This window comes from Morganella psychrotolerans (assembly GCF_001676155.1).
GTDB classification, from domain to species: Bacteria; Pseudomonadota; Gammaproteobacteria; order Enterobacterales; family Enterobacteriaceae; genus Morganella; species Morganella psychrotolerans.
Map to the genome: position 1 here is coordinate 282,091 of NZ_LZEW01000023.1, position 25,070 is coordinate 307,160.

Genomic DNA, 25,070 nt, shown 5'->3' on the forward strand with positions numbered 1-25,070 from the left:
TGATTCTGACCCTGTTCTGCGGTTACTGAAAATAACTTTTATTCGCATTTGTCTGACATAAGCCACCTTAACCCCCCTTACATTTGTGATCATTATCCCAACTTCACCCTGCATTCAGACCAAAAACAGCCTTCCCGGCTTACCTGGCATGCTTATTGTTAATAGTCAGAGTACAGATGCAGAAATGCCTTCGTCTCACTGCATATTCAATTGTCACCGGCCATTTCACATAGGACTTAAAGATGAAAAACGTTAATGAATTATTGAAAGATATCGCCAGACTGAAATCGAATCTTCATCAGAAAGACTTTTTACTCACCTGGGAGCAAAGTCAGGATGAATTGACGATGGTGCTTGATATTGCGGCGACGCTGAAAGGATTGCGTGCCGATAATATCGCAACCAATGTGTTTACAAATGGCCTTGGTATTTCTGTTTTCCGTGATAACTCCACCCGCACCCGTTTTTCCTATGCATCCGCACTGAATATGCTCGGTCTGGCACAGCAGGATCTTGATGAAGGAAAATCGCAGATTGCCCACGGTGAAACCGTGCGTGAAACCGCAAATATGATCTCTTTCTGCGCAGATGCGATTGGTATCCGTGACGATATGTATCTCGGTGCCGGTAATGCTTATATGCGTGAAGTCGGTGCCGCGCTGGATGAAGGTTTTGAAGAAGGCGTTCTGCCACAGCGCCCTGCGCTGGTTAATCTGCAATGTGATATCGACCACCCGACACAATCAATGGCGGATCTGGCCTGGTTACGTGAGCACTTCGGGTCACTGGAAAATCTGAAAGGCAAAAAAATCGCCATGACCTGGGCGTACTCACCAAGCTACGGCAAACCACTGTCTGTTCCGCAGGGCATTATCGGTCTGATGACCCGCTACGGCATGGATGTGACTCTGGCGCATCCGGAAGGTTATGACCTGATCCCTGATGTCATCGATGTGGCAAAAAATAATGCCAAACAATCCGGCGGCAGCTTTAAACAAGTAACGTCTATGGCTGAAGCGTTCAAAGATGCGGATATCGTGTATCCGAAATCCTGGGCACCTTACAAAGTGATGGAAGCCCGTACCGGTCTGCTGCGTGCTGATGACCATGACGGACTGAAAGCCCTGGAACAACGCTGCCTGGCACAGAATGCGAATCACAAAGACTGGCACTGTACTGAAGAGATGATGAAGCTGACCAAAGGTGGCGAAGCGCTTTATATGCACTGTCTGCCTGCGGATATCTCCGGTGTTTCCTGTAAAGAGGGCGAAGTGGAAGAGGCTGTATTTGAGAAATACCGTATCGCCACTTACAAAGAAGCAAGCTGGAAGCCATACATTATCTCCGCCATGATCCTGGCCCGCAAATTCCCGCAGCCTGCCGTTGTGCTTGAGCAACTGCTGAAAAACGCACGTAAACGTATTTTGTAATCCGGAACCCGGCCGGTAACGGCCGGGTCGTTTTCCCGATGATATGAGGTGAGGCAATATGTCTGTCTTCTCACTAAAGTTAGATATTTCAGATAACCGTTTCTTTAACGGAAAACATTCTCCGCTTTTCTCCCGCGCTGAAGCTCACAAAGCGCTGAAATTTCATGAGAAAATTACGGGATACCATCCTACCCCGCTGTATGACATGAAAGATCTCGCCGGATTACTCGGTGTGGGCAACATCCTGGTAAAGGATGAATCACAGCGTTTTGAACTCAATGCCTTCAAAATTTTGGGCGGCTCTTATGCTATCGCCCACCTGTTGTGCGAAAAGTACAACATGAATATTGATGATTTCTCCTTTGAGAAACTCAAAAGCACGCTGACCGAAAAAATGACGTTTGCCACCACAACTGATGGTAACCACGGACGCGGTGTGGCATGGGCTGCCCGTGCATTAGGTCAGAAAGCTGTTGTTTATATGCCGAAAGGCTCCGCACAGGAGCGCGTGGATCACATCACCGGTCTTGGCGCTGAGTGTATCGTCACCGATATGAACTATGACGATACCGTTCGTCTCACCATGGAAAATGCCAAAAAACATGGCTGGCTCGTGGTGCAGGATACCGCCTGTGAAGGCTATACCAAGATCCCGACCTGGATTATGCAGGGCTACACAACGCTGGCTGCCGAAGCCGTCGCCCAGATGAAAGAAATGAAGATCACACGCCCGACCCACGTTCTGTTACAGGCGGGTGTGGGCGCGATGGCAGGCGGCGTGCTGGGCTATCTGGTTGATGAGTTCGGCGCAAAAGATCTGCACTCCATTATTGTTGAGCCGGAACTGGCAGACTGCCTCTACCGTTCAAGCCTGAAAGGCGAAATCGTCAATGTCGGCGGGGATATGGCAACCATTATGGCAGGTCTTGCCTGTGGCGAACCAAACCCGATTGGCTGGGAACTGATGCGCAACTGTGCGACGCAGTTTATCTCCTGTGAAGATGCGGTTGCCGCCCTCGGTATGCGTGTTCTCGGTAACCCGTACGGCAGTGATACCCGTGTGATTTCCGGTGAGTCCGGTGCGGTGGGTCTGGGCGTACTGGCAGCGGTTCATCATCACCCGAAACGCGCGGAACTGATGGCAAAACTCGGTCTTAACAGTGATTCCGTCATCCTCGTTATCAACACCGAAGGTGACACAGATACAAAACATTACCGCGAAGTGGTCTGGGAAGGTAAAAACCCGGCGCAGAAATAAGCATCTTACGGCGGTGCCGCGTGTATCCGTCGTGACGAATTTAACTGATTGCGAATTTAACTGATTGGAGAATTGAAAGATGGCTAAGCAAATCCCGTTTGATAAAATTGTCGAAAAAGCAGAACACTATAAAAAAGACATGACCCGCTTTCTGCGCGATATGGTGGCAATTCCCAGCGAAAGTTGTGATGAAAAACGCGTGATCCACCGCATCAAAGAAGAAATGGAAAAAGTTGGCTTTGATAAAGTGGATATCGACCCGATGGGTAATATCCTCGGCTATATCGGTCATGGTCCGCACCTGATTGCCATGGATGCGCATATCGATACCGTGGGTATCGGTAATATCAAAAACTGGGAATTCGACCCGTACGAAGGAATGGAAAACGACGAAATTATCGGCGGACGCGGTACATCAGACCAGGAAGGTGGTATGGCTTCCATGGTATATGCCGGTAAAATAATCAAAGATTTAGGTCTGGAAGATCAATACACCCTGTTAGTGACCGGGACTGTTCAGGAAGAAGACTGTGATGGTCTGTGCTGGCAGTATATTATTGAGCAGGACAAAATCAAACCTGAGTTCGTGGTCAGTACCGAGCCGACAGACTGCCAGATCTACCGTGGTCAGCGCGGGCGTATGGAAATCCGCATTGATGTTCCGGGGATAAGCTGCCACGGCTCTGCACCAGAGCGCGGCGACAATGCTATCTTTAAAATGGGGCCGATCCTGGGTGAATTGCAGCAACTGGGTAAACGTCTGGCAACTGACGAATTCCTGGGTCAGGGGACATTAACCGTTTCTGAAATTTTCTATACCTCTCCGAGCCGTTGTGCCGTGGCTGACAGTTGCGCCGTGTCTATCGACCGCCGTCTGACCTGGGGCGAAACCTGGGAAGGTGCGCTGGAAGAAATCCGCGCATTACCGGCAGTGAAAGCCGCAAAAGGCGTGGTGACTATGTACACTTATGAGCGCGCGTCCTGGACCGGTCTGGTCTATCCGACAGAGTGCTACTTCCCGACCTGGAAAGTGGAAGAAGATCATTTCACTGTGAAAACGCTGGATCGCGCATTCCGTGGTCTGTTTAACAAAGAGCCGGTTGTTGATAAATGGACATTCTCCACTAACGGCGTGTCTATCATGGGTCGTCATGGTATTCCGGTTATCGGTTTTGGTCCTGGTAAAGAGCCTGAAGCTCACGCACCAAATGAAAAAACCTGGAAAGACCATCTGGTTACCTGTGCGGCAATGTACGCTGCCATTCCGTTAAGTTACATGGCTGAGCTGAAAAAATAATCGTGTCAGCAATCTCTGCCCCGCACTCATGTGCGGGGCTTTTTTCCGGAGTACCCCCCATGCGCACACTCATTATCAACGGCACCGTCGTCAATGCTGACGGACAATACCGGCAGGATGTACTGATAGAGAATGGTCTTATCGCACAGCTTGCTCCGTCAATTAACCCTCCGGATGACTGTCAGGTCATTGATGCGCAGGGATGTTATGTCTTTCCCGGCGGAATTGATGTTCATACCCACTTTAATATAGATGTCGGACTTGCCCGCAGCTGTGATGATTTTTATACCGGTACGCGTGCGGCGGCCTGTGGAGGAACAACCACCATTATCGATCATATGGGATTTGGTCCTGCCGGCTGCTCACTGCACCATCAGCTTGAGAATTATCACCGCTACGCCAGGGGTCGCGCTGTTATTGATTATAGTTTTCATGGTGTTATTCAGCATATCAATGATGATATCCTCAATGAAATTCCGCTGATGGTCGCGGACGGGATCAGCAGTTTTAAGCTCTATCTGACTTATCAGTACAAACTGGATGACCCCGATATTTTACGCGCACTGCAACAGCTTAACCGCTCAGGCGCACTGACCACTGTGCATCCGGAAAATGATGCCGTGATCGCACAGCGTAAAGCTGAATTTGTGAAAAAAGGTCAGACCGCACCGATTTTCCATGCCCTGAGCCGCCCTGCCGAATGTGAGGCGGAAGCGATAAGCAGAATGATCAACCTGGCACAACTGTCCGGCAATGCGCCGCTCTATATTGTGCATCTGTCCAACGGGCTGGGTCTGGATTATCTGAAAATGGCAAAAGCCCGGCATCAGCCGGTCTGGATAGAAACCTGTCCGCAGTATCTGTTTCTGGATGAGCGCTGTTATGAGCGCAGTGATGCCCTGAAATTTATTTTAAGTCCGCCGCTGCGTAATCAGCGGGAACTTGATGCGCTGTGGGTCGGGATAAATGACGGTTCTGTGGATGTTGTGGCGACAGATCACTGCACCTTCCCGTATCAGCAACGACAGGCACTCTCCGGCGGAGATTTCACCCGCTGCCCTAACGGGTTGCCCGGCGTGGAAAACCGCATGTTACTGATGTTTTCAGCCGGTGTGATGCAGGGGCGGATTTCACCGGAGCGCTTCGTGTCTCTGACCAGTGCCATGCCGGCGAAACTGTTTGGGGTCTGGCCGGAAAAAGGCGTTATCCGCCCGGGTGCTGACGGCGACATTACCATTATCGATCCGGCGCAGATAACCACTATCCGCCACGCGGATCTGCATGATAATGCCGATTACAGCCCGTACGAGGGCATGACATTACAGGGTGCCATCCGCTGCACGTTATCACGCGGTGATGTTATTTACCGTGATGGCGAATTTACCGCTGAGCCCGGTCGCGGCCGTTTCCTGAAACGGCGTCCGTTTCAGGCACCGCTCCGGCACTATTAATCATTGTCCGATTATCGTTTCAACTAATTCAATACGGGTAAGTAAGAATGAAAAAAACAATCGTATTAGCACTGGGCGGCAACGCACTGGGAAATGACCTTCCGGGGCAAAGAGAAGCAGTAAGAACCACCTCCGTTGTTATTGCCGACCTTATCGCACAGGGATACCGTGTTGTGGTCACACACGGTAACGGACCACAGGTCGGCATGATAACTCAGGCCTTTGAAGCCGCGAGCAAGACCGAAGCCAAATCGCCGGTTCTGCCGATGTCTGTCTGTGTGGCACTGAGCCAGGGCTATATCGGCTATGATTTACAAAATGCGCTGCGTGAAGAACTTCTGAACAGAGGTATCCATAAACCGGTTGCCACTCTTGTGACCCAGGTCGAAGTGGATGCAAACGACCCGTCATTCCTCAACCCGACCAAGCCTATCGGCGCGTTTTATAGCAAAGAAGACGCGGATGCGCTGACCAAAAAAGGATTTGAAATGCGCGAAGATGCGGGACGTGGCTACCGCCGTGTTGTCTCTTCACCAAAACCGGTTGATATTATTGAAAAAGAAACCGTCAAAGCCATGCTGGATGCCGATCAACTGGTTATCACTGTCGGCGGCGGCGGTATTCCTGTTATCCGTGAAGGCAATACCCTGCGCGGTGCAAATGCCGTTATCGACAAAGACTGGGCAAGCGCCAAACTGGCAGAAATGATTGATGCAGATATGCTGATCATCCTGACCGCCGTTGAAAAAATTGCGATTAACTTCGGCAAACCAAATGAACAGTGGCTGGATAAACTGACATCCACCGATGCGCAGCGCTATATCGATGAAAAACATTTTGCACCGGGTTCGATGCTGCCGAAAGTGGAAGCGGCGCTGTCATTCAGCCGCAGCCGCAAAGGACGTAAAGCCCTGATCACCCTGCTGAGCAAAGCAAAAGATGGAATTGAAGGAAAAACAGGAACGGTTATCAGTGACGAATAGATCTCCCGTTAAATTCCCTCTTTATTGATGGTACAAAAATCATTAATAACTAAATGACCGGATATCCGGTCATTTTTTTTCATCATCTGAATAATGACCTTTACTTTATTCTTAACTAAACAATAAGTTTTTTCACCTAATGTTTTTTATTGTGTTCATCCGACACATAATGAAACATATAAAGAAAAAAAAACAAAACCATCAGATAAAAAAACAACTTCATTTAAAACCTGATTAAATTCAAACAACTAAATAAAACATTAATATATAAACGACATAATTAAAATTAATCGCAATAATATATTACACATTGAAACAGATTACTCGCACCAATTGTAACAACACGGCTACGGTGGTTTATGCAACCAATAAAATCAATATATAAGATACAAATGACTTATTTGCATTCTTTTTGTGATTAAATTCTAGATAAAAAACCAGATAATAATAACAAAAAAAACACAACTACAGTCAAGATCTTGATTGCAATGATAAAAATAACCGAAACACAATAAACAAAACCACACAAATAATAAGTAAAAATAATTAATATATATCAATGGGGAATTTAATACGTATAATCGAATACCTGAAATCATCCGAAAACATTAAATTAATTATTTTTAAATATTGATTTAAATATTTTAAAAACACGTAAAAATATATATTTAATTTATTTATCTATTTTTATTTCCTTAAAGAAATAAAAATCAACAATCCGTTTATTATTTGTATAAACAAACTGGGGTATATTATGCATAAGAAATTAATCGTTTTATCTATTGCTGCTTTATTTGGTACTACCGCTGCTCAGGCTGCAAACCAGACAAGTGTCGAGTTTTTAGGTAACGTTCAGGCAATCAGCTGTGATATTAACGTGAATGGTCAGAGCCAGGTCTCTCTGGGTACAGTAAAAACATCTGACTTTGCAACTGCCAACAGCGCTATCACTGCCGGGCAGAAAGAATTTCAGATTGCATTAACCGGCTGTGACACACCTGCTGCCGCAGGTACTGCATCACTGGAAGTGAGCGGTGATACCGTATCAGGTACCAATAATATCTTCCTGCAGAAATCTAAAAACCCAACCAGTAATGTCGGTGTAATGCTGATGAATGGTGCAAATCCTGTAGAAAACGGTTCACTCGTTGAAATTGGTAAAGTAACTGAAGGGGAAGGAGGCGCCTTAAATCCTTTAACTGATAATACCGTTACCTTAACCGCTGCGTATGCATCAACTGCAACAGCACAAAACGTGACAGTCGGTACTTTCAACGCACCTGTTCTGTTCTCATTTGTTTATCAGTAATTAATTTTCAGGGAGGATATACACATTGTCCGGATTACCCGGAAGACTGTGTATATCCCTCCCTCTTTAATACGAAAAAAAAAATGAAATATATATTAATCCCTTTTCTTTTACTTATGACATTATCTGCTCATGCGAACACAGCAGGCATGTCATTCCAGTTAGGCGCACTGCGGGTTGTCTATAATGAGGGGCAAAAAAAGTGCTCCGCTGGATCTCATTAACAACTCTCCGGATACGCCTATTCTGACACAGACGATAATTACTGATGATCCGAAAGGAAAAGCAGTAAATGACTTCAAAGTTATTCCGCCATTAACTAAAGTATTACCGGGATCATCTAATCAGATTAAGATAATCCAGATAAACAGGAACTTGCCTGCGGACAGGGAATCACTTTTTTATATAAACAGCAAAGCACTGAGTGCTGCGAATAAAAATAATGATGAGAATAGCGCTGTAGGTGGTGGCATTAATATCGGAATCGCATCTGTTATTAAACTATTTTACAGACCAGCTAACCTTCCGGTAACAGTAGATGACGCACAAAAAAAACCTTACATTTTCCGTCACTGATAAAAAAACTTACTATTACAAACCCATCACCTTATTACATTAATTTAATCAATGTAAAAGTAGGCAGTGAAAATATTGTCATTTCAGAAAAACCAATGCTTGCGCCATTTGAAAAGCATTCATACCTGCTGAATAAAATGCTCACTGACAAAAAAATAAAATGGACAATTATCAATGATGCTGGTGGCTTGCTGGAATTTACCCGTTAACATAAAAAAAACAATTATCAGTTTATTGATATTATTACCATTTTTCCAAGCTAAGGCAGCAACGACTGCCCAGTTAAACTTTACAGCAAATATCTTACGTTTATCCTGTGAATTATCAGTATCAAATTCAAGTATACGATTTAACCGGGTAATAGCGTCACAACTGAAAGGATCACAGTTGTCAGATATAAAACAATTTTCGGTCAATATTAAAAATTGCACCGGATTACCCGGAACCGGGTTGAAACCACAGGTGGTTATCTCCGGAAATGGATTTAAAAGTCAGGATGGAAAGTGGATTTTCAGACAGGATAATTCGAAACTCAAAAATATTGGCGCGATGATATTTCATAAAAACCAGTCGCCAACATACCAGGACAAAGAATTAAAGCCCGGAGACAGAATTGAATTTAACTACAATGGACAGGATTTCCCTATAGGTGAGTCCATAAATTTTCATGCCGGGCTTACGTGTGGAGATCCCATAACCTGTAATAAAGCACAAAAAGAACCGGGTGAAATGAAAGCCATTGTTTATTTTGATTTCAGATATGACTAAATGAAAAAACATATATTTAATAACATTATTTTTACAACATTATTCCTATTCGCATTTAATTGTCATGCACAAAACAACACAAACGGGATAATACTTAATAAAACAAGAGTCATTATCGTCAATGATACTGATAGCTTATCAATAAAGAATAATAGCGATAATATATATCTTATAAAAAGCGATATATTGACAGGGCCTGAAATTAACGACAAAAAAAAATGATAGCATCATCATTTCGCCTCCGTTACTAAAAATAAAGGGAAATGAAACAAAGACCATAAAACTATGGAAAAAGAAACATCATGTATCAGATCGTGAAGATATTGCCTATCTCTCTGTTCTTGCGATCCCGTCAACGCCTGAAAGTCATATTAATAATGATTATATTTCAGTTGGATTAAGAAGTGTTATTAAAGTATTTATAAGACCCGCGTCATTACCTGAACTCACTCATCATTCAGTATGCAACCTGAACTTTGAGAAAACAACGAATAAACAGGTTACCACAACCAACACGACCGCTTATTTCATCACCATAAGTGAAGTAATAGTTAATGATAACGAAAACATATTAGACAGACCCGTAATGATTTACCCTTTTGACAATGTCAAAATAAATATAGCTCCGGAAATACAAAAAAATAAAATGGAGATATATCAATGACTATGGAACCTCCTCTGAGTACTGCGATGCCCGGATAAAACACAATTAATAAAAGATATTATTTTTAACACAAGGGAATACTTAAAAATGAAAAAATATAAAATGAAAAATAAGCATTTTTTTGTATTAACAATAATACCGGTATCTGTGTTTTTATCTGTAAACCAGGCTTTTGCAGATGATTTCTTTGATCCTGCCTTTTTATCCTTTGGTGAGAATACCGTATCTGACCTGGATTTATCCAGTTATGAAAAAGATGACCAACTCCCTCTGGGTGAATATTACGTCAATATTAGTGTTAATAGCAGATTTAACAGTGAAGAACTAATTACGTTCTACCAGGATAAAGAAAATAAACTAGCGCCTCTATTAACGCCATTACAGTTAATGAGCTTCGGTGTCAATATAAAAGATACGCCTTATCTGAAAGATTTACCCGAAGATAAACCTGTTATCAATTTATCTGAATTAATACCTGACTATAAATTTACATTTAATGAAAACAAACTGGATCTGCTGTTCAGCTTTCCTCAGATTGTAATGAGAAACAAAGATAATGGATCAACTGACCCATTGCTTTGGGATGACGGAGTACCTGCCCTGATACTAAACTATAATATTATGGGTGGGAAAACTGGATCAAATGGTACTAAATCTGAAAATTTATTTACACAACTATATGGTGGTTTAAATTTTCAGGCATGGCGACTGAGGATGAATGCCAGTAATAGCTACTATAAATCAACTTCAGATGGAAAAACCACATCCAATAACAATCATGATATTAATAATGTCAGGTTATACCGTGACATTAAATCATTAAAATCCAATCTTAAAATTGGTGAAATTTTTCCTTCCTTAGATATTTTTGAGTCATTTCCTATCAAAGGAATATCATTATCAAGCAGTAACGACATGATCCCGGAGTCACTGCGCGGATTTGCGCCGACTATCACCGGTTATGCCAACAGTAATGCTACCGTCACGGTCAGCCAGAATAATAATGTCATTTATCAGACTTATGTTTCTCCCGGTCCCTTTTCGATTGATGATATCCGGCAATCGCAGTTATCCGGTGAGTTAGAAATAACAATAACAGAAGCCGACGGTACGGTCAGAAAACAGCTTTATGCATCCAGCGGACTCCCGGTTATGGAGCGGGAAGGCGGATTTAAGTATGAAGCGTCGTCAGGGGAATATAACAGTAAAAACTCAAAGAAGAAGTCATTCCTTCTTGGTGCATTCAGTTATGGTTTACCAAAAAATATCACCGTATATGGTGGCGCCCTGATTTCAGAAAAATATTACTCCACTGTTATGGGGGTTGGTACATCACTGGGTAAATTCGGCGCGCTGTCTGTTGATATTACGACATCAGATACAACACCGGAAAATACACATCAGCGGGAAAAAGGTCAGTCTTACCGGATAAAATATGCAAAAAACATGTTATCTACCGGGACTACTATTGACCTGGCGGCGTACCGTTACTCGACTGAAAACTATCATGATTTCAATGAAATTAATAATTTTCAGTATACAGATAATGCATGGGCAAACGGAAAACAGCGCTCAAGTTTACGCCTGAGTGTCAGCCAGCAGCTGGGTAAATATGGATCTGTTTTTGTTGCCGGTAACCGTGAAGACTTCTGGGATAATAAAACCGTAAATAACAATTTATCAATGGGTTATAACGGATCGCTCAATAATATAAATTACTCGCTTTCTTACAGTATTGAAAAAAAAGAAAGGCGATAACAATACCTGGCCGGAAGACAGGCGCTGGACTGCCAATATACAGATCCCTTTATCTGTGATGAGTAATAATGAATTTGCAAAAAATTCATCAGCTTCCTATTCACTCAATGGCAGCAGGAACGCATCGACAACGAACAATCTTGGTTTAAGAACCTCTTTTCTTGATAATAAAGTGGGTTTGTCATTAAATCAGGACTACTCACATAACAGCGACCAGACTAATAATACAAACCTAAATGCTAATTATACCGGAAACATAACAAACAGCAGTGTTGGTTATAGTTATGGAAATAATTATAACTCATTGAATGCCAACATTAACGGTACTGTTGTTCTCCATGAAAAAGGCGTGATTTTTTCTAAACAGGCGGGCAATACGGCATTAGTCCTTATTGATGCACCCGGCGCCGGTGGTACAAAAAATTAATACCGGGCTTTCCGATATTAATAGTCGTGGACAGGCATTAGTTTTTGCCGGTAATCCCTATAATAAAAATTCAGTTGCATTAGATGTCACAACACTGCCGGATAATGTGGAAGTGGACAGCTCTGTTATTAATGTTTATCCGACAAAAGATGCCGTTGTTCTCGCGAAATTTAAAACGAAGCAGGGCTACCAGGTACTCTTTACATTAAGCCATAACGGAAGTGAATTACCATTTGGCACAATTGTCTCCGCTGAAGGTGATAATACAAATAGCGGGATTGTCGGTGACAGCGGACAGGTTTATCTTTCCGGTCTTCCCGCTGAAGGAACTATACTGGCAAAATGGGGTAATTCGGCTAATCAGTCCTGTCGCAGCAATTACAACCTGAAAAAAGACAGTACATCAATTGATGACGATAATCATTTTATTAAAGAAGTTTCACTACAGTGTCAGTAAAACTTATCAGAAAATGGTACTTATTATGAAATATCTTTTTATAACATTATGTATTTTATTAAGTTCGCTGACAAATGTTCAGGCAGCACCTGATAATAGCGGCGGATTATCCTTACATGTTACCCGGGTTATTTTTCATGAAGATGACCGGAAAGGCGTTACGCTCAACATTATAAATAACTCAGATAATGACTACCTTCTTCAATCTGCTGTCCGTGATATTGATCCGCAAACAGGAGGCGTAAGTCAGTCAGAACGTAAAAAGATGCCATTTATCATCACACCACCGCTTGATAAATTTGCTGCACACAGTGAAAAGACACTGCATATTCGCAGGATAAACAGTATTACTCTGTCAGATAAGAATGAATCGGCTTTCTTTATTTCGTTAAAAGCAATTCCGGTTACCGAGCAACCTGATGCTGCTGATAATAGTATTGTTCTGGCTACTGTTATTAATCTAAAATTATTTTATCGGCCAAAAGAATTAACCCGGGATTTCATTTATGCATCATCTTCATTACCGGTGTTATGTAAAAAAGGCAATATACTGATTGCAAAAAACAATACGCCATACTGGCTGGTATTCAGTTCTCTTAAAACAGATAAAGAAAATATCGGCGAAGAGCAATTACGCCATATGGTACCACCGCATGAAAATTATCCGTATAAAATTCAAAGTGATTTAAATCATCAGCAAGCGGAATGGACACTAATTGATGAAAGTGGCTGGATAACACCATCAGAAAAACAAACTATATCTGATTGCAGCCAATAGTAATTATTATTTTTCAGGTGAAAAAATGACAACAATAAAAAGAAGTATAACTAAATGTTTAATGTTGGCAGGCATACTGTCATTAACACTTTATTCTGCGGCACGCGCTGAAACCATTACAGTTAATGGCGGAAAGGGGCAACTCTGGTCGGGTAAGACGTTCAACATAACAATGACGGGAACTGGCGTAACAAGTATGGCACCTAATCTCGGCTTCCCTAATGTTGCAATGGGTCTTGGCGGTAATTATATTTTTTGTGCCGAAAAAAATTATTCTGCCATGGTAAACGGAGCCCAGGGGGTCAGGCTGGCTCCCGGTATTATTATCGTTCCCCAGGCCAGTTTTCAGGTCACTTACACCAATACCGCCGGCAGAGTAGTAGAAGCTGGCGGTGAATTTGGTCCGACTCCATTTCTGTCAGCCAACATCGCCAGCTCTCCGCCACTTCAGCTCTCACAAAAATATGCAAACTGTGCAAACTTTGGTGATGTAAATACGGTATCTCCGTTTCATGGTTCACCAACCCGGCGGGTATGGATGGTCGGAAGCTGGTCTATTCACGGTGATGGTACACAAAAAAATACCACTATCACCGACTTCCGGGCGTATGCCACGTTATGGGCAGCAAATACACAGGTTGAATCATTATTCACCCCTGAAACTATCATCAAAGTATCTACTCTGGAATGTAATGTCAGTACACCGGCAACCATCAACTTCGGCGATGTTCCCTACAGTAATGAAGCAGGTAAAGAACTGGGTAAAACAACCTCAGTGATTAATGCAAGCTGTTCGCAGAATGGCCAGGGCTCTAATTATAATATGAACCTGGAATTCAGAGCCGTATCCGGAATATATAATGGTGACTACTCCAGGTTGAAATTAAAAGAAGGTGGCGGATATATTACCGGTGAAATAAAAAACTCTGTCGGTGCTAATTTTAACGGGCAGTGTAATTTATCTAATGGTATCAAATTTAATCAGGGTAAAATAAAAATAGCCACTATCACACCAGCCGAAAAGACTAAATCTGTTGATACACCTGTAACATGGCGACTGTGCTCCGCAGGGAATAAATCAGATCCGTTACCCTACGGAAAAGTAAATGCGACCGCAGAAGTTGCCATCACATTTAATTAATCATAAAAAAGCCGGTTATTTTAACCGACTTTTCATATACCCAACGTCATTCAAGATGCAGGAAGGCGGCAAGGGAAAACAGACGGGGAGCATAGATAAACTATGTGACCCGGCTGGTTGAGCGCAGCCAACGAACCTGCAGTTTGAATGAATAAGGGTATATATATTATAACCCGTAAATTTGGGTATCTTTAGGATACTTAAGGGTGTAATTCAGCGGTAACTCCACTTCCTGCTGTGGTTTTAGTGTCACTTCCCACTCAATCTCACCGGTTTTCTTATCCAGTTTTCCATCACCAAATTCCATATCTTTTACCAGAATTTTACTGTCCTGGCTGACAGGCAGTTGGTCAAACACATGTACAGTAACAGGTTCACTGTAAACCGATTTCAGGCGGATAATATAGCCTTCGGATTGCTCAACGGCAGAGCCGAGAATACCCGGTTGTTTTTTCAGTTTCGCATTCACTGTGCGCGTTACCTGAATATCTTTATTCATCCCGAACGGAACCGCCAGTTTATCCGTCAGAGTAGCAGCATCAATAAACGAGGTACCGATGTACCGGTCTGCAAAGTAAATATTCGCGTTGCCGCTGAGCAGGTTAAGTGCCGGGGCATTATCAATATCCGCCTGAAGATAAACATGCTCATCCAGCTTAGGTCTGGTGATATAGCGGTATTTCCCGGTCAACTCTGTCTGTTTGATGGTCAGCGAACGCGACTCTTGTGATGATGGCAGTGAATACGGCTGCGCGATGGTATAACTGAGACTGATACCATTACTGTCGGTGCTGACAAAGTCAGCTATCCCACGGCTTACTTTTTTATTTTTCGCTGACTTCTCCCCCGCCATCACCATCGGAGCAGGTGCAGCGACCATATCTGCCATCATATTCCGGGTTTCATAGTCCTGAACCTGAGCCAGATACCAAGGGAAAAGCTGTGGCGGTGCAATAGTCTGTACCGGGTCTGCCGATGATAATGTCAGTTTTACCTGATCCCAGTTAATGCCTGTATTCTGAATAACATTTGCCTTATATGTCAGTGTTACCGGCTTATCCAGCCCGGTGGTGCGGATATCATACGCAGGCGCCCAGGCGGCATCGGCGGTGATATAAGCAATATCCAGCTCTGCGGTAACCGCTTTTTTCGCCGCCACACTGACGACAATCTGTGGCTGTCGTCCGTCAAACCGGGCGGTTTTTTCTGCAAACAGTGCCTTCAGCCGGGTGATTTCTTCTGTTTTATCACTGATTTGTTTTTGATAACTGAGTTGTTCACCGTAGATTTTTATCATCTGCTCACGGATAAACGCCAGCTTCTGCACGGATTGCTCCGTGGATAATGCCCCGCTGCTGCCGAAAAAGTCCTGATCCCGCAGTAATCCCAGCTGTTCATTATTTACCTGAATAAACATATTCAGCTGCGCAACCGCCTGCTCAGCGGTGTCAATCTGTGCTTTCAGAGCATTGATATCTGCCGGATAAACCGGTTCTTTTGCTTCGCTGCGCAAATTGACTGACTGAATCGTCACATCATCATTATTTAATATGACAGAGAGACTGGCGGGATTAATATTGTTTGCCACATTTGACAGCACAATTTCGCTTGCTCCGGCAGGCAGTGTCAGTGTGGCACTGTTAAACAGTTCTGCGCCACGCAGAAAAATCGTCGCACTGTTAAGTTTTACATCCTGAACAATTACATTTTGTGCTTCTGCCACCGCACCTGCCGACATCACCATACCGGCCACCAGAAGCGTACTTTTTACGCTGTACGTTAATGCCATTTCATTGACTCCCCGGTTATCAGAATTACCATCCGTTCACTGTTAATAACCTTTTATAATAGGTCAGCAACCTGCCGGAAGATAACGGAATAACCTTAAAAATAAGCAACCTGTGACACTTCCACACCTGTAAACATGTTACTGATTTTTTTAAAACTATATTTTAGTATTAACATCACCTCACTTTTTGTTTAGTATACTAAACACACTCATCCGGATAGGCGGAAAAGGCAATACACATGACGATGGCAAATACACCAGAGGCACCGGCAACACTCTCGCGGAACAAACTATTATGGATAGCCGGGATGGGCTGGACATTTGATGCTATGGATGTGGGATTACTGGCATTCCTGCTGGCGGCGTTGCAGGCTGACTGGGGATTGAGTGCGGCACAACTCGGCTGGATAGGCAGTATGAATGCAGCCGGAATGGCAGTCGGCGCGTTTGTATTCGGCATTATGGCGGACCGGAAAGGACGCAAACCGGTTTTTATCCTGACACTGCTGCTGTTCAGTCTGGGATCCGGTCTGACCGCTGTTGCCGGCTCGCTTGTTGTTGTCCTGGTTCTGCGGTTTTTTATCGGGATGGGGCTGGGCGGTGAACTGCCGGTTGCCTCGACACTGGTCAGTGAAAGTGTCGCGCCTCATGAACGCGGACGCATTGTTGTGCTGCTGGAAAGCTTCTGGGCAGTCGGCTGGCTGATTGCGGCGCTGATCGCCTATTACGTCATTCCGGATTACGGCTGGCGCGCCGCCATGCTGCTCAGCGCACTACCCGCACTGTATGCCCTGTGGCTGCGGGCAAAACTGCCGGAGCCGACATCCCGTTATGCGGCACAAACCCGCCCGAAACTCACCATCGCTCAATCCATGTCGCTTATCTGGTCACCGCAATACCGCCGTGCCACCCTGATGCTGTGGATCCTCTGGTTCTGTGTGGTCTTTTCCTATTACGGCATTTTTCTCTGGCTGCCGAGTGTGGCAATGCTCAAAGGGTTCAGCTTAATCAAGAGTTTCCAGTATGTTCTGATTATGACCCTGGCGCAGTTACCGGGCTATTTCAGCGCTGCCTGGCTGATTGAACGATACGGACGAAAATTTGTGTTAGTCACCTATCTCACCGGAACCGCAGTGAGTGCTTACTGGTTTAGCTGTGCGGACTCTGCCACCATGCTGGTGATAGCCGGAATGCTGCTCTCTTTCTTTAACCTCGGCGCATGGGGCGCACTGTACGCCTATACGCCGGAACAATATCCGGACAGCGTCAGGGCAACCGGCACAGGTACAGCAACGGCTGTCGGGCGGATAGGCGGGATCATCGGCCCGTTGCTGGCGGGATATATGATCCAGTATCAGTTTGCTGTCAGCAGTATCTTCATGATTTTCAGTCTGGCAATCGTGATCGCTGTCCTCGCGGTTATCTTCCTCGGGCAGGAAACTAAAAACCGGGTGCTGAGTTCAATCTGACCGGCATCAATATGTTACAACGACAAAGGGGTATACTCAGCACACAATAGCGCCCTTAAATGAATACCCGCTTATTTTGCCGGAAAACGAATAACAGAAAAAATAAGATGAATGAATACGAAAGAGTCAGCAAATTATTAAGCCATGTCCTCAGACATGAACCTGAATCCATTGATATTCACCCGGATAATGACGGCTGGACTGATATCGTCATATTGCTCCGTCAGATGCAGATACACGGCACGCCACTCAGCCGGGAGATGCTTGAGCAAATTGTTCAGGATAACCATACAGATCCTTTCACGATTTCATCGGACGGGCTGTTTATCCGCTCGGCACAGGGGCATTGCGCCACACAGACAGCAATTGACCATCCGCCGCAGACCCCGCCGGACATTCTGTTTCACGGCACCGCGATCCGCTTTATCAGTGATATCTGTGAGTTAGGTCTGATAGCCGGAAAGCGCAACAATGTGCATCTCAGTGCTGACAAAAGCACGGCACTGGAAGCCGGTGCGCGCCACGGCGATCCTGTTGTGCTGACCATTGCGGCAGGTGAAATGTTTAAAACCGGATATCCGTTTTATCTGGCGGATGACGGCGTCTGGCAGACACCGCATGTCCCGATCAAATACTTCTCATAGAAAAAACCCGGCTGAGCCGGGTTAAGATTACTGCGCAGATTTATGCGTTCAGCCGTGCGGCGTGATACGCAATATGCTCCGGGATAAAACTCGCAATAAAGTAATAGCTGTGGTCGTATCCGACATGAATACGGATATTGTGCGGGATCCCGTTGGCTTCACAGGCAGACTTCAGTAATCCGGTTTTCAGTTGTTTATTGAAAAAAGGATCCGCAAGCCCCTGATCGACAAAAATATCCGCCACTTTATGCCCGGATTCGATCAGTTTTACCGCGTCGTATTGCTCCCACGCCGCCGTATCTGCGCCGAGGTAAGCTGAAAATGCTTTCTCCCCCCACGGCACCTGTGACGGAGAAACAATCGGCGCAAACGCAGAGACACAGCAAAAAGCATCCGGATTACGCAATGCCAGAACCAATGCGCCGTGACCGCCCATTGAGTGCCCGCAGATACTGCGTTTTGGCGATGTTCCAAAGTGTGCAGTAACCAGCTCATGTAATTCATTCAGAACATAATCATACATGTGATAGTGTTCATTCCACGGTTCTTGTGTGGCATTCACATAAAACCCGGCTCCCTGTCCCAGATCATACTCTTTATCATCCGCAACATTGCTGCCGCGCGGGCTGGTATCAGGTGCGACAATAATAATGCCGTGTTCGGCGGCGTAGCGCTGCGCACCGGCTTTAGTGATAAAATTCTGCTCGTCACAGGTCAGCCCGGAGAGCCAGTACAGCACCGGGCACTTTTCCGTTTTTGCCTGCGGTGGCAGAAACACAGAAAACGTCATCGGCGTATTCACCGTCTCTGAATGATGACGCCAGACTTCCTGGCTCCCGCCGAAACACTGGTGGTGTTCAATCCGTTCCATAATATTCCCTTAAATAATATCTGTGACACGTATATACCCGACGTCATTCAGGATGCAGGCAGGCGGCTAGCTGAGCGCAGCCAACAAACCTGCAGTTTGAATGAATAAGGGTATCTTAGTAATGGATGACCGTGCGGATAGACTTACCCTCATGCATCAGGTCAAACGCGTCGTTAATCTTATCCAGTTCCATGGTATGTGTGACAAACGGTGCCAGCTCAATTTTTCCGCTCATGGCATCTTCGACCATGCCGGGCAATTGTGTCCGCCCTTTCACGCCGCCGAATGCTGTGCCTTTCCAGACACGCCCGGTCACCAGCTGGAACGGACGGGTGGAGATCTCTTTCCCTGCCCCTGCCACACCAATAATCACGGACTGTCCCCAGCCACGGTGCGCACTTTCCAGCGCGGATCGCATCACATTGACGTTGCCGATACATTCAAAGGTATGCTCAACGCCCCATTTTGTCATCTCAACCAGCACCTGCTGGATTGGCTTGTCATAATCATTTGGATTGATGCAGTCCGTTGCGCCGAACTGTTTTGCCAGTTCAAATTTTGACGGATTCGTATCAATGGCAAAAATGCGTCCGGCTTTTGCCTGACGTGCGCCCTGTACAACCGCCAGCCCGATACCACCAAGACCGAATACGGCAACTGACTCCCCTTCCTGCACTTTCGCGGTATTGTGAACCGCACCGATGCCGGTGGTCACGCCACAGCCAAGCAGACAAACCTGCTCCGCATTCGCTTTTGGGTTAATTTTCGCGAGAGAGACTTCAGCAACCACCGTGTATTCACTGAATGTGGAGCAGCCCATATAGTGATACAGCGGCTGACCATTGTAAGAAAAACGGCTGGTGCCGTCCGGCATCACCCCTTTCCCCTGAGTTTCGCGCACAGCAACACACAGGTTAGTTTTGCCGGAGGTACAGAAATCGCACTCACCGCACTCCGCGGTATACAGCGGGATCACATGGTCGCCCGGCACCACACTGGTCACACCTTCCCCGACTTCAACCACCACCCCGGCACCTTCATGACCCAGTACCACAGGGAACAGCCCTTCAGGATCATCACCGGAAAGGGTATAAGCATCCGTATGACACACGCCGGTGTGGCTGATTTTAATCAGTACTTCACCTTTTTTCGGCGGAGCAACATCGATTTCAACAACTTCAAGGGGTAACCCCGGCCCGAAGGCAACGGCTGCGCGTGATTTCATAACGGTTCCTTTATCAACTTAGGCTCACAGAGGGTAAGCACGGATGGCGTAACCATACCGCACAATACCGCCGGCTGTATAGCGCAGGTCAGCAGGGTGCCGGGGGGAAATAATACATCATCAGTGAGCCGGAATATCATCCGGGCATGCACGGTATGTTATCAGTAATAATACAAACCCGACGACCGGATACGTAAATGTTATTACCAATTGCAATTATAACTTATAATATTTTTATATTTTGACTGACTTACAGTTAATGAATTAACATGTGACAGCAATACAACATGGATGAATTATTTTTATTATCATATATATAAAGGAAGCTGATAATATGTCACAGTTTACAGATATTGACAGAAATAATGCACGCGTGATTTTAGCTAATTTCTACGACCCGGTCTATGCGGGCAGAGTGCCGATGACCGATGAAGCGGTTACTGTCATTTGGGAAATGCTGTCTGAAGCAGAAAAATGCACAAATATGATGGCATATGTTCCGACCCCCGCAGGCGCGATGCCAGGTATCGGCTACATCGCATCACAATTAGGGAAAATGGCTAACCGTATCCGCCAGGCCGGAAATGGCAAAGTCGATATTAAATGCAGAGTACAGATGAAATCCGTATTCCGCCTTAAATTCGATGAAATAACCAACGGCATTTAATACATTAAGTCTGTTTTATTTTTTAATGCAGACTGAAATCAACACCGGCACGATATTGTACATCTGCCGGTGTCTTGTTATATATTATTTATCACAAATAGCGTCTTATATTTGACAGATCGTTTCCTGACGGATGCTGATAAATATCAAGTTTAAAATATTTTGCTGACGCATTCACATACTCAAAAATCTGCGACTGTGTTTCCTCATAATCCACCCAGGTTGTTGAACGGGTAAAGCAATATATCTCAACCGGTAGCCCGTTCGGGGTCGGCGGCATCGTTCTGACCACCAGATACATATCAGCCCGCACATCACCACGCGCCTTTATCCAGTTAAGAATGTATTTACGGAAGAGTTGTAAATTAGTCACTCCGTTGCTTACCATCCACTCATTAATATCACCGCTATGATTGCTCTCTTCTAACATAGCTTCCAGCGGACGGCGCAGCGGTTCAGAATCCCGCAGTTCCGCCAGCAGATCTTCTGTGGCAAATGAAACTGAAGACTGGTCAATATAAAAACTGCGTTTTATACGGCGTCCGCCGGAAGAGAACATCGGCTGCCAGTTGGTGTATTTCTCCGTCAGGAAATCCTTGGTCGGAATGCGGGAAATGGTATTATCCCAGTTACGGATAGTAATAGTATGCAGTGCAATATCAATCACTTCCCCGCTGATATTACTGTTGGGCAGTTCTATCCAGTCATACAGTTTCAATACTTTACCGTTTGAAACCAGAATATTTGCCACAAATGATAATAACGTATGCTGAAAAACAAACATCAGTACAGCGGCAATAGCACCAAAACCGGAAATAATAATCAGGGGTGACTGAGATGTCATCAGGGCTATTATCAAGATGAATGTGACAACCCATACCCCGATTTTTGCAATCTCAATATAGCCTTTTATTGAGCTGTTTCGGTTAGATACCCGTCCGGAATGGCGCAGAATAAAAATATCCAGACCATCATTAACCAGTGATGCCAGATTGATAATAAGAAAAACACTGCATACCGTGTTGAACAGAATATTCATTTCGGCTGAAAATGTCGGCAGCATTTTATTAATATAGAGAACAAGCGTGACAGAAACGACAGAGGCACTTTTTTTTGGCAACGCTGTGGATAGTCTCGTCATCAGTCAGATTGGTAAATAATGACAGCAGACGTTTTGCCACCCGCAAAAAAATCATCCGCCCGAGAAACCAGGTGACTAATAAAACCGCAAACAAAAATACCGCCGATAATATGGCGCTTGATGCGATGAAATCATATATCTCAATTAACTTTTCCATAATACCCCACAGTATATACCCAACGTCATTCAAGATGCAGGAAGGCGGCAAAGGAAGATAGACGGGGAGCATACACCAGTATGTGACTTGGCTATCTGAGTGCGGCCAACGCACCTGCAGTTTGAATGAATAAGGGTATACATCAAAATATCAGCTGATGAGTCAAATCAACCCAACAACGGCAATGGCGCATCAAATAAAATAACTGCTTCCCCTGAGATACTGACTTTCTGCGGCTGATTGTCTTTAATATTCACAGTCACATGCACAGTCCCGCTGCGCCCGATAGCCCGTCCCTGATGCCCCCGGATCCGCAATGTTTTGCCATCATGCGGCATCAGTCCGTAGCGGACAATCCATGCGCCCATCGGTCCGTTAGCATTGCCGGTCACCGGGTCTTCAGCAATCCCAATCGCCGGGGCAAACATTCGCCCGTCAGTTTCACAGATGCCCGGACGGATGGAAAAAACAAAAAATCCGTTGCAGCCAATTTCGCCGCTGATCGCTGCAAGTCCGGCTAAATCAGGATTGATATTATCAACAGACACATCAGATTTCAGCGGGATCATCACTTTAGAATGTCCGGTGGAAACAATCTGTACCGGCAATCCGGTCAGAATATTATCTTCACTTAAACCAAGCGCACGGATGATCCGGGTACGGATATCCCCTTCAAGCGGCGGCTCAAATAAAGGCTCCCCCTGCTCCAGCGTGATGATGTAGTCATCATTTTTATAATCAATATCAACACGATGGCGACCTGCCAGAGAGGACTGATACAGTGTGCAACTTTTCAGTCCCAGCATTTTTGCCCGGACATAGTGAACCGATACTGTCGCATGACCACAAATCGGCACCTCCGCTGATGGTGTGAAATAACGGATACGTATATCACTTTCTTCACTTTTCAGAACAAACGCTGTTTCAGAGTGGCGCAGTTCGCGGGCAATCAATTGCATTTGTTCTTCAGTTAACTCATCAGCATTCAGCACTACACCAGCTGAATTTCCTCTGAACAACTCTTTGGTAAATGCATCAACATGAAAAAGATGTGGTGTCATGGTTTTCTCCGGTAATACGACGAAAAACAGATATCTTACCCGATAGTATCACTCTCCGGCGGGAGACTGCGGATATGCAATGCTGTCAGGCTTTCATTAATTTTTTCACGCAGCCAGAGAGAGAAAACCCATGCAGGACTCTCTTTTTCCGGCACTGACGGGAAAAGCAGATAATACGCGGTATTGTCTGTCATAAATCCGGCAGATGCCTCTAACTGTCCTGAGAGCAATTCATCCGCCACCATCAGAAAAGAAGCGGCGGTGACACCCTGCCCGGCAAGCGCCGCCTGAATGCACATATAAAAATGCTCATAGGAAACAGTGCGTTGCCAATCCGTTGAATCACCGGATAATTGCTGCCACGTCTGCCAGACATCCTGACGCGTCGCCGGAAGCAGCAGGACGGAACCGGTAGTATCCTGCGATACCATCGGGCGCTGCACCCTGCCAATCCATTCGGGGCATAATTCCACTGAATGAATATCATGATGCCATTTAAAATCGTTACGGCGCAACGCGATACTGACACCGGTTTTCGCAAAGTCGATAGCCCCGCCGGCAGTAATAAGATGCACAGTAATGGCAGGATAACGCTGATAAAAATCACTGAGACGAGGAATAAGCCAGCGCATCGCAATCGTCGGTTCACAGGAAATACTGACCACATTGTCCTGCTGCTGATGCTGTATTTTTTCCACTGTCTGCGCAAGCTGGCTGAAGATCTGCCCGGTGGTCTGAAACAATGTCTGACCCGCCGGGGTCAGAAATACAGCCCGGTTGCGCCGTTCAAACAGAAAAACACCTAAATCCTCTTCCAGCAGGCGGATTTGTCTGCTCACGGCACCATGAGTGACATGCAGTTCCTGCGCGGCTTTCATAAAGCTGCCGGTTCGCGCGGCGGCATCAAAAAAGCGTAATGATGATAATGGCGGAAGTTTCATATCTGTCACAAAAGCTAACCTGTTTCTGTCAGGATATATCGTTTTTTTCTCTTATACAAACCCGTGATAATAGTTCCTGCAGACAGAAAATGATGAATTGACACTTCATCTTTCAGGTTAGTTTTTATCAGGGATCGTCAGAATGAATGAAATTATTGCAGTTGCTGTTATTACCACGCTGGCTGTTATCAGCCCGGGACCGGATTTTGCCGCTGTGACGCGCAACAGTTATCTGTACGGCACGCGGACCGGATTATTCTCCGCGCTGGGTATTGCGTTTGGTGTGCAGGTTCATGTTATTTACACTGTTTTTGGTATCACGCTGTTAATTATGCAATCCCCGCTCTTATTTACCGTCATTAAATCGTTCGGGATTATTTATCTGGTCTGGCTGGGGTTTAAATCCTTCACCAATAAAACGCGGATTTCGGTGAATAATACGGAAAGTGCTGCGCTGTCCGCTGTCGGGGCATTCCGCAATGGCTTTTTTGTTAATGCCCTGAACCCGAAAACTATGTTTTTTGTGGTGTCCGTTTATACACAAGTTATCAGCAGTCATAATTCCCTGCTGATAAATTTCAGTTACGGATTATTTATTTCGTTTGTCCATTTGCTGTGGTTCAGTCTGATTGCGCTGTTTTTTTCTAATCCGGTTATCCGTAATAAAATTCTTAATCACCAGTTACTGATGGATAAAGTCATTGGCGTTCTGCTGATGCTGCTGGGTATTTCACTGGTTTTCTTTACGATAAACTAAATATCGCGTCCGGGGCTGAAAAGTGTTCAGCCTTGATTATTTTTTTATTTT

General features: G+C 45.1%; 25 protein-coding genes. 19 read left to right on the plus strand and 6 right to left on the minus strand.

Translation table 11 applies throughout. The annotated features are described in order from the left end of the window. Positions 1 to 242: 242 nt before the first annotated feature. From ygeW to AYY16_RS14420, 15 genes are all read left to right on the plus strand, one after another. Positions 243 to 1,430, plus strand: a complete 1,188-nt coding sequence (gene ygeW, locus AYY16_RS14360; RefSeq protein WP_067367968.1) for a knotted carbamoyltransferase YgeW — start codon at positions 243 to 245, stop codon at positions 1,428 to 1,430. Positions 1,431 to 1,488: 58 nt separating this feature from the next. After that, on the plus strand, positions 1,489 to 2,688 hold the full coding sequence (gene dpaL, locus AYY16_RS14365) for a diaminopropionate ammonia-lyase (protein WP_067367970.1): 1,200 nt from the start codon (positions 1,489 to 1,491) through the stop codon (positions 2,686 to 2,688). Positions 2,689 to 2,767: 79 nt separating this feature from the next. Beyond that, entirely contained in the window at positions 2,768 to 3,985 is a 1,218-nt protein-coding gene (locus AYY16_RS14370) for a YgeY family selenium metabolism-linked hydrolase (RefSeq protein WP_067367972.1), read from the plus strand. 59 nt (positions 3,986 to 4,044) lie between these two features. Further along, the gene (gene hydA / locus AYY16_RS14375; protein WP_067367977.1) at positions 4,045 to 5,436 is read left to right on the plus strand and encodes a dihydropyrimidinase; all 1,392 of its coding nucleotides are present in this window, start codon (positions 4,045 to 4,047) and stop codon (positions 5,434 to 5,436) included. Positions 5,437 to 5,483: 47 nt separating this feature from the next. After that, entirely contained in the window at positions 5,484 to 6,419 is a 936-nt protein-coding gene (gene arcC, locus AYY16_RS14380; protein ID WP_067367981.1) for a carbamate kinase, read from the plus strand. Positions 6,420 to 7,173: 754 nt separating this feature from the next. After that, the gene (locus tag AYY16_RS14385; protein ID WP_067367985.1) at positions 7,174 to 7,728 is read left to right on the plus strand and encodes a fimbrial protein; all 555 of its coding nucleotides are present in this window, start codon (positions 7,174 to 7,176) and stop codon (positions 7,726 to 7,728) included. A gap of 186 nt (positions 7,729 to 7,914) precedes the next feature. Continuing rightward, a complete protein-coding gene (locus tag AYY16_RS14390; RefSeq protein ID WP_067367988.1) occupies positions 7,915 to 8,304 on the plus strand; it encodes a fimbrial biogenesis chaperone in 390 nt (129 codons plus the stop codon). 74 nt (positions 8,305 to 8,378) lie between these two features. Next, positions 8,379 to 8,513: a fimbrial biogenesis chaperone gene (locus AYY16_RS21740; protein ID WP_412778967.1), complete on the plus strand. Its 135-nt coding sequence runs from the start codon at positions 8,379 to 8,381 to the stop codon at positions 8,511 to 8,513. Further along, positions 8,479 to 9,072, plus strand: a complete 594-nt coding sequence (locus AYY16_RS19875) for a fimbrial protein (protein WP_082970751.1) — start codon at positions 8,479 to 8,481, stop codon at positions 9,070 to 9,072. Before AYY16_RS21740 ends, AYY16_RS19875 begins: the two co-directional genes overlap by 35 nt. Positions 9,073 to 9,268: 196 nt before the next feature. After that, positions 9,269 to 9,736, plus strand: a complete 468-nt coding sequence (locus AYY16_RS21745; RefSeq protein ID WP_082970762.1) for a fimbrial biogenesis chaperone — start codon at positions 9,269 to 9,271, stop codon at positions 9,734 to 9,736. A 102-nt stretch (positions 9,737 to 9,838) separates the two neighbouring features. Then, positions 9,839 to 11,494 carry a fimbria/pilus outer membrane usher protein gene (locus AYY16_RS21750; protein ID WP_412778968.1) on the plus strand — a complete coding sequence of 552 codons (1,656 nt, stop codon included), beginning with the start codon at positions 9,839 to 9,841 and terminating at the stop codon, positions 11,492 to 11,494. Then, on the plus strand, positions 11,472 to 11,921 hold the full coding sequence (locus tag AYY16_RS21460; RefSeq protein ID WP_162271062.1) for a fimbria/pilus outer membrane usher protein: 450 nt from the start codon (positions 11,472 to 11,474) through the stop codon (positions 11,919 to 11,921). Before AYY16_RS21750 ends, AYY16_RS21460 begins: the two co-directional genes overlap by 23 nt. Beyond that, entirely contained in the window at positions 11,905 to 12,378 is a 474-nt protein-coding gene (locus tag AYY16_RS19890; protein ID WP_162271063.1) for a FimD/PapC C-terminal domain-containing protein, read from the plus strand. Before AYY16_RS21460 ends, AYY16_RS19890 begins: the two co-directional genes overlap by 17 nt. Positions 12,379 to 12,403: 25 nt before the next feature. Continuing rightward, the gene (locus AYY16_RS14415; RefSeq protein ID WP_067368358.1) at positions 12,404 to 13,156 is read left to right on the plus strand and encodes a fimbrial biogenesis chaperone; all 753 of its coding nucleotides are present in this window, start codon (positions 12,404 to 12,406) and stop codon (positions 13,154 to 13,156) included. A 196-nt stretch (positions 13,157 to 13,352) separates the two neighbouring features. Beyond that, complete coding sequence (locus tag AYY16_RS14420) at positions 13,353 to 14,297, plus strand: hypothetical protein (RefSeq protein ID WP_067367998.1); 945 nt, start codon at positions 13,353 to 13,355, stop codon at positions 14,295 to 14,297. Positions 14,298 to 14,463: 166 nt separating this feature from the next. Here AYY16_RS14420 and AYY16_RS14425 read toward each other — a convergent pair whose 3' ends face one another. Next, positions 14,464 to 16,086, minus strand: a complete 1,623-nt coding sequence (locus AYY16_RS14425) for a DUF4139 domain-containing protein (RefSeq protein WP_067368000.1) — start codon at positions 16,084 to 16,086, stop codon at positions 14,464 to 14,466. A 239-nt stretch (positions 16,087 to 16,325) separates the two neighbouring features. On the opposite strand from AYY16_RS14425, the gene AYY16_RS14430 reads away from it, so the two are divergent. After that, positions 16,326 to 17,555, plus strand: a complete 1,230-nt coding sequence (locus AYY16_RS14430; RefSeq protein WP_082970756.1) for an MFS transporter — start codon at positions 16,326 to 16,328, stop codon at positions 17,553 to 17,555. 107 nt (positions 17,556 to 17,662) lie between these two features. Then, the gene (locus AYY16_RS14435; protein WP_067368365.1) at positions 17,663 to 18,199 is read left to right on the plus strand and encodes an RNA 2'-phosphotransferase; all 537 of its coding nucleotides are present in this window, start codon (positions 17,663 to 17,665) and stop codon (positions 18,197 to 18,199) included. A 40-nt stretch (positions 18,200 to 18,239) separates the two neighbouring features. Here the strand turns inward: AYY16_RS14435 and fghA are convergent, their stop codons facing one another. Both fghA and AYY16_RS14445 read right to left on the minus strand, forming a co-directional pair. Beyond that, entirely contained in the window at positions 18,240 to 19,070 is an 831-nt protein-coding gene (fghA, locus tag AYY16_RS14440; RefSeq protein ID WP_067368002.1) for an S-formylglutathione hydrolase, read from the minus strand. Between the two features lie 115 nt (positions 19,071 to 19,185). Beyond that, entirely contained in the window at positions 19,186 to 20,295 is a 1,110-nt protein-coding gene (locus AYY16_RS14445) for an S-(hydroxymethyl)glutathione dehydrogenase/class III alcohol dehydrogenase (RefSeq protein WP_067368004.1), read from the minus strand. Between the two features lie 334 nt (positions 20,296 to 20,629). Here AYY16_RS14445 and AYY16_RS14450 point away from each other — a divergent pair, with 334 nt between their 5' ends. Beyond that, the gene (locus AYY16_RS14450) at positions 20,630 to 20,962 is read left to right on the plus strand and encodes a hypothetical protein (RefSeq protein ID WP_067368007.1); all 333 of its coding nucleotides are present in this window, start codon (positions 20,630 to 20,632) and stop codon (positions 20,960 to 20,962) included. 91 nt (positions 20,963 to 21,053) lie between these two features. Here the strand turns inward: AYY16_RS14450 and AYY16_RS14455 are convergent, their stop codons facing one another. The 3 genes from AYY16_RS14455 to AYY16_RS14465 form a co-directional block, all read right to left on the minus strand. Then, complete coding sequence (locus AYY16_RS14455; RefSeq protein ID WP_235846319.1) at positions 21,054 to 22,103, minus strand: mechanosensitive ion channel family protein; 1,050 nt, start codon at positions 22,101 to 22,103, stop codon at positions 21,054 to 21,056. A 324-nt stretch (positions 22,104 to 22,427) separates the two neighbouring features. After that, entirely contained in the window at positions 22,428 to 23,321 is an 894-nt protein-coding gene (locus AYY16_RS14460; protein WP_067368011.1) for a PhzF family isomerase, read from the minus strand. Positions 23,322 to 23,356: 35 nt separating this feature from the next. Next, positions 23,357 to 24,262, minus strand: coding sequence for a LysR family transcriptional regulator (locus AYY16_RS14465; protein WP_067368368.1), 906 nt, complete (start codon positions 24,260 to 24,262; stop codon positions 23,357 to 23,359). 142 nt (positions 24,263 to 24,404) lie between these two features. On the opposite strand from AYY16_RS14465, the gene AYY16_RS14470 reads away from it, so the two are divergent. Next, positions 24,405 to 25,019: a LysE family translocator gene (locus tag AYY16_RS14470; RefSeq protein WP_067368013.1), complete on the plus strand. Its 615-nt coding sequence runs from the start codon at positions 24,405 to 24,407 to the stop codon at positions 25,017 to 25,019. The last annotated feature ends 51 nt before the right edge of the window (positions 25,020 to 25,070 follow it).